Genomic DNA, 14,849 nt, shown 5'->3' with positions numbered 1-14,849 from the left:
CGGCTGGATAAGTTCGGTGTGCTGATCGTGGATGACCTTGGATACGTGCGCAAGACTGAACAGGAGAGCAGTGTACTGTTCGAGCTGATCGCTCACCGGTACGAACGCCACAGCTTGATCATTACCTCCAATCAATCCTTCGAGGACTGGGACCAGTTGTTCGACGATACCGTCATGACGGTCGCCGCCATCGATCGACTAGTGCACCACGCCACAATCATCCAGTGCGAGGGTGACAGCTATCGAAGGAAACAGTCTGCCAAAAAGCAGGCGTCATAGGTTCAGCGCAACCGGCCAAGTTAATTGTCGCTGAACCGGCCAAGATAGTTGACGCGCTACAGACGTCGGCAACGCATTGAAACTGAGCGAGATCTGGAGCAGCAACGGTTGCAGATCGTAGCTTTGCGAGGCGAGACAAACGAGATTGAAGCGCGCCTCGAACGTCTGGATTCAGAATACCGTCAACGGTTGTTGCGTGAGCGCAATGAATTGCAGGACCGCATGGCGAAACTTGAAGCAGAGCTGCAGACTCGTGAGTACAGAAACCAGCTGCTAGCACTAAAAGCGCCTACAGGCGGCATTGTAAAAAATTTAGCGACCCACACGGAAGGCTATGTTGTGCCATCGGGAACAGTGCTTATGACAATCACTCCAACGGATGAGCCCCTCCAGGCCGAAGTGTATGTTCAGAATCAGGATGTCGGATTCGTCCGCCCAGGGCAGGTTGCCCGACTCAAACTGGCCGCATATCCGTTTCAGCGATTTGGTACGGTGGAAGGACAAGTAGAGTTGGTCAGCCCGGATTCAAACAGAAATGAGGGCAGTAACGAATCATCGTCTAATACCCGGATGCAGAGTGCCTACCAGGTCATTCTGACGCCTGCGAAACAGGAACTTGAGAAAGATGGTGAGCGCCTTCAACTACGCCCGGGTATGGCGGTGATCGCCGAAATCAAACTGGGCGAACGCAGTGTTATAGAGTACCTGCTATCTCCAATCCGACGGACGCTCGATTACGCCGGTAAAGAGCGGTAAAAGCCTTGAACCTCAATAAACTGGACCTAACCTGGTGGTCGTCATACTAGTACTGGACGAGTGCCACTCCAAAATAGTGCCGTCAGTCCCGGCGGGCGTCCTTTCCGCCTGGGTTCAGGTCCAGAGGGTATGTTCCTAATCCAGGCAGATGCCCGATCTACCTACAAAACCCCAAGAGAATCAAAGGCCTGGGTAGACTTGGCCTGTTTGGCCGGTATAATGCGGGCTCTGTTTGAACACACTGATCGGTGCGTTCTGCGGGCCCTTAGCTCAGTTGGTTAGAGCATCCGACTCATAATCGGCAGGTCGCCAGTTCAAGTCTGGCAGGGCCCACCACCCCAACATCTGGCTCATCGTGCATTTGGGTAGTTGACTGCAGCGCGGTGAACGGGCGTTCCAGGGCGGGTCGATGAGCGACTGATCGACCTAGTCTGCTCATCCTCTGAAGTACTTCCCGCATGGACCACCAGGTCCGTTATACCAAAAGCAACCGTGGGTCAGCGAGGCTGCTCGCAAAGCTGCTGAGAAAACGAGCCGCAACAGCACCGTTGATTACCCGGTGGTCGTAGCTCAGATCCAGCGGCACCATTGGCGTTGCAACAAAGGCTTCACCATTCCATACCGGTTGCTGCTGCATGCGTGTAATGCCCAGAATCGCCACTTCTGGCGGGTTGACGATGGGGTTGAAACTGGTGCCCCCGATGCCGCCTAGATTGGTGATCGTCATGGAGGCCCCGCCCATTTCATCGGGTCCCAGCTTTCTGGCTTTCGCCCGAATGGCAAGATCGACTATTTCTTCGGCGATTTGCCACAAGCCCTTTTTGTCAGCATCCCGAATCACCGGGACCATCAAGCCATGTTCGGTATCTACCGCGATGCCGATATGAACATAGTCTTTCATAAACAGCGTTTCGCCATCTGAACTCAGCGAGGCATTGAACTGGGGGAATTTCCTCAATGAAATCGCCAGCGCCTTGACGAAGAAGGGCAGGGTTGTCAGCTTTATGCCGCGCGCTTTCGATTCTGCCTGGTACCTCGACCGAACTCGTTCAACTTGGGTAAAATCCACTTCATCGTGATGGGTGACCTGTGGAATCAGGGCATTGGCTGCGGTTAGGTTGGCGGCGGCCACCCGGTTTATCTTGCTGGTCTTGTGCGCTTCAACCGAGCCATATTGGCTGTGGTCAACGTCCCAATAGCTGCTGTAACCGTTCACAGGTTGCTCCCCTGGTTGATCGCTGTTGAGATCATCCATTGTCAGTTGAGTTCTTCCGAGGCGATCTGCAAGACTCTGAAGATCGATCGACAAGCGACGCGCTTGGGCACGAACGCTCGGTGATGCAACAACACTTTGCATGCGATAATCCTCTTGCTTTACCAGGTTGCAGAGATGTATTGAGTTTCCATGAACTCGAGCATGCCTTCATGGCCGCCTTCGCGCCCAAGGCCGGATTGCTTGCTGCCTCCGAACGGCGCCGCCGGATCACTGACAAGGCCGCGATTCAGACCCACCATGCCGTAGTCCATGCGCTCGCACACGTGCATGGCACGCTTCATGTCTGAAGAGAATACGTAGGCCACCAGGCCGTATTCGGTGTCGTTGGCACGCCGAATAACGTCTTCCTGATCGTCAAATGTCTGTATGGCGACGACTGGCCCGAATATTTCGTCGTGAACACAGTCGGCGTCTTGCGATACGTTGGACAACACGGTCGGCGGAAAGAAGTAGCCTTTGCCGTCCAGTCGATGTCCGCCGCACTCAATCTTGGCGCCTTTTGCCACAGCGTCTTTTACAAACCCTTCAACTTTCTCAAGCGTGCTGAGGTTCACCAGCGCACCGACATCCACCGTGGGGTCCGTGCCGTTGCCTATCTTCAATGCCGACATGGTTTGGGTGAGTCGTTTGGTGAACTCATCGGCAATATCCGTGTGTACATAGACCCGGTTGGCAGCCGTGCAGGCTTCGCCCAGATTGCGCATTTTGGCGAGCATGACGCCTTCAATCGCGGTGTCCATATCGGCGTCTTCGAATACTATGGCGGGCGCATTTCCGCCGAGCTCCATCGCCGGAGTCAGCACCTGATCTGCCGCCGATTTAAGCAGTTTTTTGCCCACCGCCGTCGAGCCGGTAAAGGACACAACACGGACCCGGGGATCGTGCATCATGTGGTCGACAACCACTCCGGGCTTGCTGGTCGGCAATACGTTGACGAGGCCGGGAGGCACGCCGGCTTCTTCGAGCAGAGGCATCAATGCCAGCATGGTCAGGGGCGTTTCAGCCGCCGGTTTGATGATGACGCCGCAGCCAGCGGCCAGCGCCGGTGCAATCTTGCGGGTACCCATTGCCGCCGGGTAGTTCCAGGGAGTGACCAGTACCGCCAGGCCAGCGGGCTTGTGTTGAACAATGATTCGGGCACCAGATGCCGGTGCATGGGTAATCAGGCCGTCGGCTCTGACAGCTTCTTCGGCGAACCAGCGAAAGAATTCGGCGGCGTACTTGATCTCGCCCATGGCATCGGTCTTGCCTTTGCCGTTCTCAAGCGTGATGAGGTGAGCAAACTCCTCCAGTCGGGAGTCGATGAGCTCCCAGGCCTTTCGCAGCACTTCAGATCGCTCCCGCGGTGTTTTGGCTGCCCACAGGGCCATTGCCTTTTCAGCCGCATCGAGCGCCGCATCGGCGTCTGCAATCTCAGCGGAAGCAACGGTTGCCAGTAACTCTTCGGTCGCGGGATTGAATACATCAAACCGTTCGCCGCCAGAAGCTGACACAAATTGACCGTTGATATAGAGGTCAGTTGGAACGTCGCTTGCTAATTTATCGTGTAGTGTCATACCAGTACCTGCATTAGAAAATGTGCCGAAGCGGGTCTGCCACGCGTCCGGCAAAATTGTTGAGTAAGACGGCTGCGTCTTTTCCGGTCAGTTGATCGTCCATACAGGTCAGCGTCAGGGTTACGTCGCCTTCTGACCCGACGATGGCGATAACAGGGGCCCGATCCGGTGGAAATTCGGCCGAAGATATGAAGGTTCCTCTCAGGTCATGCAGGATCAGGTCCGGTTTATCATCGGATTCAACCGTTTGTGATAATTGCTGCTGTGTCGAGTAGGTTGTGCTCTCGCCACGCCGGTCTACCCGAACAACTGCTTTGTCGGCCAAACTTGCCCCGGCGAAGGCGGCGATAACATGGTCACCGGCGGACGAGTCGAGATGGTCTGCCGCCCAGCCAAGAAAGGCCTCGAATTCAAGTCCCGACAGTCGTGCCGACAGGGTATGGATCGCCCCGATCGAGGGCGAGCCCACTGCGCGTTTACCGGCCGATTCACTGGCGTGTTTGAGCGCCTCGAAATCACGGGCGTGATAGGGCTGGGGCAGATCTGTTGCCGCAAGCAGCGATAAATCGTACCCCGCCTGATGAGCCATCCGCTTCAGTTTCGGAGAAGCCAGCACTTTTCCGCCCGGAGCCGTTACGGTTTGTTTGCGCTGAGGTTGGTCAACGCGTGCCGCTGGCTCGGCAACTGGCTTGGGTTTTTCTTCGTCAGTGGGTTTCACTGACTGTTCAGCCGGCGCAGCTGAGGTTGAGTACGCTCGGTTAACCATCTGCTTGCTAGGCTCATCGCTGATGATGGCGATGGTTTCTCCGGTAGGTACGTCGTCTCCTGCTGCGGCCAGACGTGCGACGAGATAACCCTTTATCCCGGCCGGGACTTCCACAACACTCTTGTCTGTCTCGACTTCAAAGAGGATGTCGTCCTGGTGAACGGTATCGCCGAGCTCTTTACTCCACCCGACCAGCACGCCCGTGTCCTGCGACATCCCGAGTACCGGCATAATAATGGGCTTGCCGGGGGGAAGGGTGTCTTCGCCCGAGGTTTCGTCACTGCCCTGAGGCGCGGCCGCGGACTCGGGTTTTGGAGTCGGCGCGTCAGCTGAGTCGCTGATGATCGCAATCACCTGACCGACCGGCACCTCGTCACCATCACTTGCGCTGATGCCAACCAAAAAACCACTGGCCGGGGCTTCGACCTCCATAGTGGTCTTATCGGTTTCGACTTCAAATAGCGTCTCGCCCTGAGTGACGGCCTCACCTTCTGACTTGTGCCAGGCGAGCAGCGTCCCCGTATCCTGTGCCATGCCCAGGGCAGGCATGATGATGTCATGCCGCATCGATCAACTCCCCGCTGACCAGCTTTTTCGCCTGTTCAAAGACGCGCTCAGGCGTCGGTACGGTAATGTCCTCGAGCGCCGGAGAAAACGGAATGGGCACATCCATAGCCCCTATGCGGGTGGTCGGTGCATCCAGATAATAAAATGCCTTTTCATTAATTCGGCTGGCGATTTCCGAGGTGATACCGAAACTCTGATGACCCTCGTCGACCACGATGACCCGGCCAGTCTTTTTGGCCGATGCGACCAGTGTCTTTTCATCCAGCGGGACAATCGTTCGTGGATCAATCACTTCAGCGCTGATGCCCTCGGCTTGCAGCATTTCCGCGGCTTTCTCACAAACCTGAACCATGGAGGAGGTGCCGATCAGAGTGATGTCAGTGCCCTCGCGCTTCACACAGGCTTCACCGAAGGGAATGGTGTACTCCTCTTCCGGTACCTCGGCGGAATCCTGATACATCAGCTTGTCTTCAAAGATAACCACAGGGTTGTCATCGCGAATCGCGGTTTTCAACAACCCTTTGGCCTCATAGGCAGACGAGGGCATGGCAATTTTCAGGCCTGGTATGTGTGCAACAATGGCATGCAGTGACTGGGAGTGTTGAGCGGCTGAGCGCCGGGTGGCCCCCATGTTCGTACGCAACACCAGTGGCACATTGAGCTTACCACCGGACATATAGTGCGTTTTGGCCGCCTGGTTGCACAGTTGATCCATGATCAGAAAGATGAAGTCACCGAACATGAGATCGACGACAGGGCGCATACCCGTCATCGCCGCCCCCACCCCAATCCCCATAAAACCGGGTTCGGATATGGGCGTATCGATCACGCGATCCGTGCCAAACTCTTCCACCAGACCCGATAGCACCTTGAAAGGCGTGCCAGCCTCTGCGACGTCTTCGCCCATGATGAAGACGTTCTCATCGCGGCGCATTTCTTCAACCAGTGCTTCATTGACTGCTTTTGATAAGGTAATTTTCCGCATACTGTTCCCCTTAGGCTAAGACATGCTCAACATCGGTGTAGACATGCATATCCACCTCTGAGACATCCGGGTAGGGTGCATTCAATGCATAGGCCACTGCGCTTTCTGCATCCTCGGTGACTTCCTTGCTAAGCTCGTCGAGGGCTTCTTCCGTGGCGTATTTGTTTTTAACCAGCCAGCCGCGCATGCGAATGATCGGGTCCCGGTTATCTCTCCAGTCCTGTTCTTCTGACTTGGCCCGGTAGTATTCGCGGTTGATGTCACCCACATGGTGACCGTGGTACCGGTACGTCATCAGTTCCAGGAAAAACGGGCCTTCACCTTTGCGAGCGCGTTCTACCAACTCTTTGGACAACTCATTTACGGCAATCACATCCTGCCCGTCGACCTGATAGGACTCGATACCGAACGCTTCGGCGCGGGCAGTAATAGAACCGGCGGCAATCTCTTCGGTTTTGGTGTATTCGGAGTAGCCATTGTTCTCACAGGCATAAATGACCGGCAGCTTCCACAGGGCTGCCATGTTCATCACCTCATACATCAGCCCCTGGGCCGTGGCGCCGTCGCCAAAGAAACACACCGCCACACCGCCGGTTTTCTTCAGTTTGGCTGTCAAGGCAGCGCCAGTGGCGATACCCATGGAGCCGCCGACAATCGCATTGGCGCCCAAATTACCGTTTGACTGATCTGCAATGTGCATGGAGCCGCCCTTGCCACGGCAATAGCCCTCTTCACGGCCCAGTAATTCGCAGAACATGGCCTTGAAGTCAGCGCCCTTTGCAACACAGTGGCCATGGCCCCGGTGCGTGGAGGTAATCTTGTCGGTGGGCAACAGGGCTTCACAGATACCAACCGCGACGGCTTCTTCGCCAGAGTACATGTGAGTCAGGCCAGGCATTTTCGCCGACAGGTAAAGCTGGTTCGCATTGTTCTCAAAGGTTCTAATACGAACCATTTGTCGAAACATGCGTAATGCATCGTCAGCACTCAATTTCGTTTTCGATTTATTCATTGCAAACCTCTTAGTATGGCTTAGCAGCCCTTTAACATTGGCCAGCACGCTAAGCTTGGCGAAAATTGAGGGCAAATACAGTGGGCCAGTCGGCTGAAACGCAGCGCTTTTAATCGTCGAACAATGGGGTAGTGGTTGTCCGGATAACCCTTCCGACCAAACAACCATTCCGACCACATAGCTATCCCTGACACTGCGTTTCAGGCCGTATTGCATTACTGCATGATGATGCCGCCATCGATCATGAGCAGTTGACCAGTCATGTAGTCACTTTCGTGCGAGCACAGGAATGCGGCGGTGCCAATGACATCGTCAGGTGTCGACAGTTTTTTCATTAGGATCATGGTTTCAGCCAGGTGGTCCATTGACTGACCTTCCTTTTCAAACATTCCGATTTCGACGAGGTCTTTGTCCAGCTGTTCCCACAGCTCGGTTTTCACCACACCCGGGCCATAACCATTGACGGTGATGTTGTGTTCCCACAATGCTTTTGCGCCGCCTGTGATCATGGCCAGTACGGCATGCTTGGAACAAGAGTAGGGAATGACGTCGAGGAAAGCGGCCCTTGATAGAATGCTGCCTACGTTAATGATCTTGTACGGATGGTCTTCCATGGGGCCTTGTTTGATCATTTGCTTGGTCGCCTCTTGCATGCCATAGAGCGTACCTTTGGCATTGACGTTCATGATCAGATCCCAGTTCTCATCATCGATGTCCAGAAGCATTTTAGGCTTGTTCACACCCGCATTGTTCAGGTAAACATTGATGGAGCCGAAAGCGTCGACGCAGGCCTGTACAGCCTTTGTGTGGTCTTCGCGCTTGGTGACGTTCATGGCAACCGCGACGGCTTTACCAACACCGGCCGCGTTAATGCTGTCAGCTACGGCTTTCGCTCCATCCAGATTCAAGTCGCCAAGCACCACATTAGCGCCCTGTGCGGCGAAGTACATTGCGTTTGCGGCACCCATGCCCTGCGCTGCACCTGTGATTACGATGTTTTTTCCAGACAATCTCTTAGGATCCATTTTTCTCTCCAATTTTATTGTTATTGCCAGTTTTGTATGAGTTTTTGAACACCTTCGTGAGCGCGCGTTAGCGCTTCTTCCGGTGTGATCACTCCCCGTAGCATTTCGTGTAACACGACGCCACAGAATTGGGTGATCGCTCCAAACTCGGGAGTCGGGGGTCTTGGCCATGCCTGAAGCTGGTCTTGCATGGCCAATTGATCTATTGCATCAAAGACCGGTGAGTTAATGCGAATGCTCGGATCTTCGCTTGCCGAATACCGGGAGCAACCGCGGCTACCGTTCTTTACGTACAGGCTTTGAGCCCGTTTCGATGTGAAAGTCTCGAGCGCAATGGCAGCCTCTTCAACCCGTCGTTCAGTCAAGTTGCTCGGGATACCCAGTATGAAGCCCCCCAGCGGTGATATCGGTTTCTTGCCCGAACCGGCGGGGTGAGGAATGAATCCGGTGTTATCCTTGGCTGGCGAGTTATCGTCATACTCGAAATACGGTGTCATCTGGGAAAAGCTGTAGGCCATTGCTACCTGACCCTGGGCGTAGCTCTTTGTCCGCTCGTACCACGACATGGTTAGAATGCCCGGGGGAGAATACTTAACGAGTTCAAGCAAAAATTTTGCGGCAGACATGCCTGCGTCTGAATCGATCATTGATCGATATTTGTGACTGCCCAGCCCGGCAATGGAAAACTCTTCTCCGTCGGGGTCCAAATCAATAATAGGCTGACCAAAGTCAGCCATAGCCATCATGAACGTATGGCTTAATGCCGTCCCTCTAGCCCCGTTCCAGGCGATACCGTAAATTTGTTTCTCAGGTTTGTGCAGTTTCCTGGCAGCCGATAACAGTTCCTCAATAGTAGAAGGCGGCTCTATGCCCTGTTGAGCGAACAAGTCTGTTCGGTACATCAATACTTCACAGGTTGTTTCTACGGGGATACCGTAGCAACGACCACCCCACTGAGACGCCCTCCAACTGGCTGCGTGAAAGTCGGTCGGGCTCAGTGCTTCGATGTCGATCAATGTATCAAGCGGCAGCAACATGCCTCGCTCGGCAAATTCACCGATCCAGGGGAAGTTGACCGCCACCAGGTCGTAGCTGCTCTTGTCCCGACCGGAATTTTCGACGGCTTCATCATAAAGTTTGTCCAGTGAATAGGAGCGTTGATGAATAGGGCAGCCGACAATGAGTTCAAAATGGCGTTTGAGGCTGTTCATGATCATGAACGTCGGATCACTGTGAGACAGCATTCTCAGGCCACCGGCCAGTGAAAGGGGGGTGCTCAGTACATTGAGTGGAGGTCCCAGGCTCTCGCTGTAGTAGGCGCTGCCATAGAACCGATCGTCGGGTTCATCCTTATGTTCGGTCTGATTCACCGTGTCGTTGATCAGCAGAACGTTGTCTTTGGCCATCTGAATCCACAGGGTCAGCAACTGATCACTGGGGTGAAGTGTAAAGCTCCTTTCGCTCTTGTGGCGCGCTCTGCGATTAATCAGACCCGTATCAACCAGTTCATTCAACCGACGCGTCGCAGTAGCGTAGGGAACCCCACTGACGTCAATGAGCAGTGTTGGAGAGGTGACCTTGCCCTGGAAATGGCGTCTCAGGAGCTCGACGCACATACGCATGTGGGCATTGGGTTTGAACAGTGAATGAGCGGACTCGAAAGCCAGCATTTGTTCGTCCATATAATCCAGAAAACGCAACAACCCCTCATCTGGCGCGGCTAACACCGAGATGCGATCTACTGAGTTGTTGTGCAGTACAGACATTCAGGACAGCTCCATGATTGGCTGTGATCCCTGTAATAACAGGTGATCAGAGATTTCTTGTTGTACGTACTGACTATACGCCCTGAGCAAAAGCAGATTAACCATTATGATGTCCATTATGGATGTGTTCATATCCATTATGGACATATTGCAGGGTTTTTCCAAAAGCAACCGGGGGTATGGTTTAGGAGCTGGTTTCTGGATGGGAACACATGCCAGGCAGTGCTTCATGTGTAGCACTGCTGTAACTCAAGATGGCAAAACAACAATAACGGAGAGCAAATATGAACACGAAGACATTACTCACAACAGCAGTAGCCGCCACAGTCCTCATGGGTCCTGCCCTGGCGATGGCGGAGTATCGTATCGGTATCACCCAAAACAACGTGGGTGTGGATAGCTATCAAACAACCTATGAACGGGCATTCATTGAGGCCGCAGACGCGAACAGCGACGTTCGGGCTGTAGTACTGGACGCCGGTGGCGACGTAGCTCGTCAGATCGCTCAGGTTGACGATCTGATTCAACAAAATGTTGATGCCATCATTATCTGGCCAACGAACGGCGAAGCCGTAATTCCTGCGGTGCGCAGAGCTCAAAACGCGGGCATTCCGGTCGTAGTGACCAACTCGAACATTGCCGAACAGGGGTTTGACTTCATCCGGTCCTTTTCGGGTCCGGATAATGTGACCCAGGGCCGTCGCTCTGCCGAGATCATGTGCGACAAGTTCAAAGACATGGGCATTGAGGATGAGGCCCAGGTGGTTCACATCACCGGTCAGCCTGGCTACACCACCGCGATCGAACGTGCGGGCGGTTTTGAAGAGCGTTTGCCTGAAGTCTGCCCTAACGTTGAAGTCGTTGATACACAGCCGGGCGACTGGAATCGGGAAAAGGCCCAGCAGGTTATGGAAGCTTTCCTGACCCAATATGACGATATCGATGGGGTGTACTCCGGCGACGACAACATGGGTGTTGGTGCATTGAACGCAGCTCGCGCTGCTGACCGTGACGGCATCATTTTTGTCGGTGCAACCAACTTTGCGGTTGGCTATGACGCAATGGCTGCTGGCGAATACTGGGGTTCGATTTACCAGTCTCCGGTAGATGATGCCAGAGCCGCGCTGCAGACTGCGATTGATGTTCTGGATGGTGAAGACGTTCCGTTCCTGAACTACTTTGACACTCCGAAAATCACGCAGGACAACATGGATCAGTTCACCAAGCCAGTTTTCTGATCCTGGAAAAGGTGGGGTGCTGAAAGGCAACCCTGCCTGTAATCACTGTTAGCCTCCCTGTGTTTTCGCGAACTCGGGAGGCACTCTTAAACCAATATAATAACAAGCGGTTTTAGGGATACTCCTATGGCAAATATAGCCAGCAAGCAAGTGCTTACGGTACTTGGAAAGCAAGGCATTCTGATCGCATTCGTGCTGTTTATGGTGATCTTTTCGCTCGCCAACTCCAACTTCCTGTCGTTGGATAACCTGCAAAGCGTGATCCGGTCTTCCGCGATCCTGGGTGTCATGGCGCTTGGCGTTACCTTTGTTGTCATCAGTGGAAACCTCGACTTGTCTGTCGGTTCCATGATGTCATTCTCGACCATTGTCGTGCTGGATTTGCATGACAAATTAGGCCCCAACCTGGCTATTCCTACCATGTATCTGATGACGCTCGGTTTGGGCGGATTCATTGGATACCTTGTCGGCTATTTACGACTGAATTCTCTGATCGTCACGCTGGGCATGCTTTCAGCTATTCACGGACTCACTTTGACGTATTCCGGCGGTCAGAACATGGATATTGCTGACAAGAGCAATACCTGGTTCGGATTCTTTGGTCGGGGTGAAATATTTGGTCTGCCTGTTCCTATCATTTTGTTTATTTTACTAGCAGCCTTCCTCGGGGTGCTGTTGGCGAAGACACCTTTTGGTCGGAAAGTGTACGCAGTGGGAGGCAATCCAACAGCGGCCGCTTTCTCCGGCATTCCGCGAGCCCGTACGGTATTTACCTGTTACCTGATCTCCGCGTTTTGCGTGGCAACGGCCGGCTTGATTCAGGCCAGCCGATCAATGGGCAGCCAAAACACGGTCGGGCAGGGTCTTGAGCTTGAAGTGTTGGCAGCGGTCATCCTGGGTGGCGCATCATTGCTTGGCGGATCAGGAACAATATTCAAAACGGTCATCGGTATTTTGATACTCGGTTTCATTCAAAACGGACTCCTGTTAATGGGCTGGCCCTTCTACGTCCAGTTTGTGATCACCTGGATCATTATCATCCTGGCGGTATGGCTCGATATTTCGGTCAAACGTGGCAAGTTGTGGGTCTCGAACTAGGAGTGGGTAATGATTTCTGAATTCATCAAACGCAACCTGAGCACCAGTGCCATTTGGCTGTTCATAATCTTCGAATTGCTGTTTTTCAGCATTGCAGGTCACTACCTGTCGTTCTCGGACGGCGCGTTTATGGACCTCAATAATATGTTGCTGTTACTCAATCAGTCTGCTCCGATCGGTATCATCGCTGTTGGCATGACACTGATTATGGTGAACGGCAATATCGACCTGAGCGTGGGCGCTGTATTCGCCATTGCAGGCATCGTGATGCTCGACAGCATGACCTGGCCTGTGTTTGCCGGTCTGGGTGATTGGGTCATCGTCGTCAGTTGGACACTGGCTTTGCTGGCTGGTGCATTGCTCGGCGCGCTCAATGGACTGATCGTCTGGAAGACAGGGGTCGATGCATTCATTGTCACGCTGGGCTCCATGCTGGGCTACCGCGGACTTGTCTTTATGTTCAACGGCGAGAACCCGACCTCTCACCTCAACTGGACTTTGATCGATTTTGCAGAAGCGCAGTTCCTGGGCTTCAACACAGCAACCTGGTTTCTGGCCGCTTCGGTTCTGGTGATTTGGCTGGTGACCCGGTATACCGTTCACGGGCGAAATGCCTACGCGATTGGTAACAACCGCAATGCAGCGGTCAATGCCGGTATCCGCGTGGGGCCGCACATGGTCATCAACTTTGTGATCATTGGTTTTCTGGCCGCCCTGTCATCCGTCGTCTTCTACTCCGGGAGTGGGTCTGTCAACCCAAATGACGGCCAACTGTATGAACTGTGGGTCATTACGGCCGTGGTGTTGGGTGGCACAAAACTGGCGGGCGGGTCAGGTTCGGTTATCGGAACACTGGGCGGCGTTATCGCGATCCAGTTGTTGCGAAAGGGGCTCGGTTACATTGGCGCAGACACCTCAACAGTCAATCTGGTTATTGGCCTGATTCTGATTGTCGTACTGTTCATCGACCGGCAACTTAACGTGAAGGGTGCACAGGAGTTAAGAGTATGACTCAGCAATCACCAGCCCTCCGCCTTGAAGGCATTGTTAAGACCTTTCCCGGTGTCAGGGCACTCGATAACGTATCACTCGATGTTCTGCCAGGTGAAGTTCACGCTCTAATGGGCGAAAACGGTGCCGGTAAATCGACGCTGATGAAGGTCCTTGGCGGCATTTATCAACCCGATGAAGGACTGATCTATGTCGGCGACACGCCGGTTGTGATGTCGAACCCACTCGATTCCAAAGCTAAAGGCATTGTGTTCATTCACCAGGAGTTGAGCCTTGCGGAAGAGCTTTCGGTGGCAGAAAACGTCTATTTGGGCGAGTTGCCAACATTGTCTTTTGGCCGGGTTGACTGGAAAACGCTTTACGAAAAAACCGACGCCATTCTATCGAAACTTAAGGTTGGGTTTAACGCTCGTACATTGGTCGGTGACTTATCCATTGCCAATCAGCAGATGGTTGAGATCGCGCGCGCCCTGACTGTCGATGCCAAGGCCGTTATCTTTGATGAACCGACGGCCTCACTGACCGATGCTGAAAAGCTGGTTCTGTTTGAAGTCATTGCCGATCTCAAATCCCAGGGCGTTGGCATTGTATACATCTCTCACCGTATGGAAGAGATCTTCAAAATGACGGACCGGGTCAGCGTGCTTCGTGATGGGCAGTACCAGGGTTCCCTGCTGACCGCCGATACCAACGAGGAACAGATCACGCAGATGATGATCGGGCGCAAGCTTGATCTAAGCAGAGCGCCCATTACCCACGAGCTGGGGGACATAGCGTTAGAGGTCAGGAATCTGAGTTGCGGTTCGTCCTACCAAAACATTAATTTTCAGGTTCGCAGCGGTGAAGTGCTGGGCTTCTATGGCCTGGTAGGTGCTGGTCGTACAGAAATCGCAGAAACCTTGTTCGGGCTGAGGCAACCCAGTGCCGGGACTATCCTGCTGGACGGTGAGCAGATGCACATCAACTCGCCTTCTGCGGCGATCAAAGCAGGTATCTCGCTGGTACCTGAAGATCGCAAAACGCAGGGTCTGGTGTTGGGGATGAATTGCCGCGACAACATGACGCTCCCCCAGGTCGATGACATGTCGGCGGGGCCGTTTGTATCGGACGGTGCTGAAGTGGCTGTGTTTGATCTGTACCGGGACCGGCTCGACATCCGCACACCAGGCTGGCGGCAAACCGTTGGCAATCTGTCTGGTGGCAATCAACAGAAAATTGTTATTGGCAAGTGGCTGTCCATGCACCCCAAGGTGCTGATCGTTGATGAGCCGACTCGTGGCATTGATGTCGGGTCGAAATCCGCGATTCATAAGTTGATCCGGGAGCTGGCGGCGAGTGGGTACGCTGTGATTGTTATCAGCTCAGAGATGCCCGAAGTACTGCACGTATCAGACCGAATTGTAGCCATGTTTTCTGGTGAGATTATTCGAACATTTACCTCCGAGGACGTAACCGAAGACAACCTGATTCAGGCGATTTCCGGTATTACACCCAAGTAATCAAACACTCTGTGG

At 53.8% G+C, this 14,849-nt stretch carries 13 protein-coding genes and 1 tRNA gene; 7 read left to right on the top strand and 7 right to left on the bottom strand.

Going from position 1 to position 14,849, the window contains the following annotated elements; all coding sequences use genetic code 11:
* The 3 genes from G565_RS0121490 to G565_RS0121480 form a co-directional block, all read left to right on the top strand.
* A partial coding sequence (locus G565_RS0121490) for an ATP-binding protein (protein ID WP_028672619.1) occupies positions 1 to 279 on the top strand: 279 nt, incomplete at its 5' end.
* Between the two features lie 48 nt (positions 280 to 327).
* Positions 328 to 1,035 carry a beta-barrel domain-containing protein gene (locus G565_RS25480; protein ID WP_051208404.1) on the top strand — a complete coding sequence of 236 codons (708 nt, stop codon included), beginning with the start codon at positions 328 to 330 and terminating at the stop codon, positions 1,033 to 1,035.
* 259 nt (positions 1,036 to 1,294) lie between these two features.
* Positions 1,295 to 1,371: transfer RNA gene (locus G565_RS0121480), tRNA-Ile, on the top strand.
* A 139-nt stretch (positions 1,372 to 1,510) separates the two neighbouring features.
* Here G565_RS0121480 and G565_RS25475 read toward each other — a convergent pair.
* The 7 genes from G565_RS25475 to G565_RS25470 all read right to left on the bottom strand — a co-directional run bounded on the left by G565_RS25475 (position 1,511) and on the right by G565_RS25470 (position 9,988).
* Positions 1,511 to 2,392 (bottom strand): 2-oxo acid dehydrogenase subunit E2, encoded by an 882-nt coding sequence (locus G565_RS25475; RefSeq protein ID WP_051208402.1) that lies wholly within the window; start codon positions 2,390 to 2,392, stop codon positions 1,511 to 1,513.
* 17 nt (positions 2,393 to 2,409) lie between these two features.
* Positions 2,410 to 3,867, bottom strand: a complete 1,458-nt coding sequence (locus G565_RS0121470; protein ID WP_051208400.1) for an NAD-dependent succinate-semialdehyde dehydrogenase — start codon at positions 3,865 to 3,867, stop codon at positions 2,410 to 2,412.
* Between the two features lie 13 nt (positions 3,868 to 3,880).
* On the bottom strand, positions 3,881 to 5,200 hold the full coding sequence (locus tag G565_RS0121465; RefSeq protein WP_028672617.1) for a biotin/lipoyl-containing protein: 1,320 nt from the start codon (positions 5,198 to 5,200) through the stop codon (positions 3,881 to 3,883).
* Positions 5,190 to 6,185 (bottom strand): alpha-ketoacid dehydrogenase subunit beta, encoded by a 996-nt coding sequence (locus tag G565_RS0121460; RefSeq protein WP_028672616.1) that lies wholly within the window; start codon positions 6,183 to 6,185, stop codon positions 5,190 to 5,192. Before G565_RS0121460 ends, G565_RS0121465 begins: the two co-directional genes overlap by 11 nt.
* Before the next feature lie 10 nt (positions 6,186 to 6,195).
* Positions 6,196 to 7,197 (bottom strand): thiamine pyrophosphate-dependent dehydrogenase E1 component subunit alpha, encoded by a 1,002-nt coding sequence (locus G565_RS0121455; RefSeq protein WP_028672615.1) that lies wholly within the window; start codon positions 7,195 to 7,197, stop codon positions 6,196 to 6,198.
* A gap of 215 nt (positions 7,198 to 7,412) precedes the next feature.
* On the bottom strand, positions 7,413 to 8,222 hold the full coding sequence (locus G565_RS0121450) for an SDR family NAD(P)-dependent oxidoreductase (protein ID WP_028672614.1): 810 nt from the start codon (positions 8,220 to 8,222) through the stop codon (positions 7,413 to 7,415).
* Positions 8,223 to 8,242: 20 nt separating this feature from the next.
* Positions 8,243 to 9,988 (bottom strand): extracellular solute-binding protein, encoded by a 1,746-nt coding sequence (locus tag G565_RS25470; protein ID WP_051208398.1) that lies wholly within the window; start codon positions 9,986 to 9,988, stop codon positions 8,243 to 8,245.
* 284 nt (positions 9,989 to 10,272) lie between these two features.
* Between G565_RS25470 and G565_RS0121435 the strand changes: the two genes are divergently transcribed.
* The 4 genes from G565_RS0121435 to G565_RS0121420 all read left to right on the top strand — a co-directional run bounded on the left by G565_RS0121435 (position 10,273) and on the right by G565_RS0121420 (position 14,834).
* The gene (locus G565_RS0121435) at positions 10,273 to 11,226 is read left to right on the top strand and encodes a sugar ABC transporter substrate-binding protein (protein ID WP_028672612.1); all 954 of its coding nucleotides are present in this window, start codon (positions 10,273 to 10,275) and stop codon (positions 11,224 to 11,226) included.
* Positions 11,227 to 11,352: 126 nt separating this feature from the next.
* Positions 11,353 to 12,324 carry an ABC transporter permease gene (locus G565_RS0121430; protein WP_028672611.1) on the top strand — a complete coding sequence of 324 codons (972 nt, stop codon included), beginning with the start codon at positions 11,353 to 11,355 and terminating at the stop codon, positions 12,322 to 12,324.
* Between the two features lie 9 nt (positions 12,325 to 12,333).
* Positions 12,334 to 13,335 (top strand): ABC transporter permease, encoded by a 1,002-nt coding sequence (locus G565_RS0121425; RefSeq protein WP_028672610.1) that lies wholly within the window; start codon positions 12,334 to 12,336, stop codon positions 13,333 to 13,335.
* On the top strand, positions 13,332 to 14,834 hold the full coding sequence (locus G565_RS0121420) for a sugar ABC transporter ATP-binding protein (protein ID WP_028672609.1): 1,503 nt from the start codon (positions 13,332 to 13,334) through the stop codon (positions 14,832 to 14,834). The genes G565_RS0121425 and G565_RS0121420 overlap by 4 nt, the downstream gene beginning before the upstream one ends.
* Positions 14,835 to 14,849 lie beyond the last annotated feature (15 nt).

The sequence above is a fragment of the Saccharospirillum impatiens DSM 12546 genome (assembly GCF_000423605.1).
In the GTDB taxonomy this organism is placed as follows: domain Bacteria; phylum Pseudomonadota; class Gammaproteobacteria; order Pseudomonadales; family Natronospirillaceae; genus Saccharospirillum; species Saccharospirillum impatiens.
Note: the sequence above shows the minus strand (reverse complement) of the source record. Positions and strands in the feature narration are given on the sequence as shown.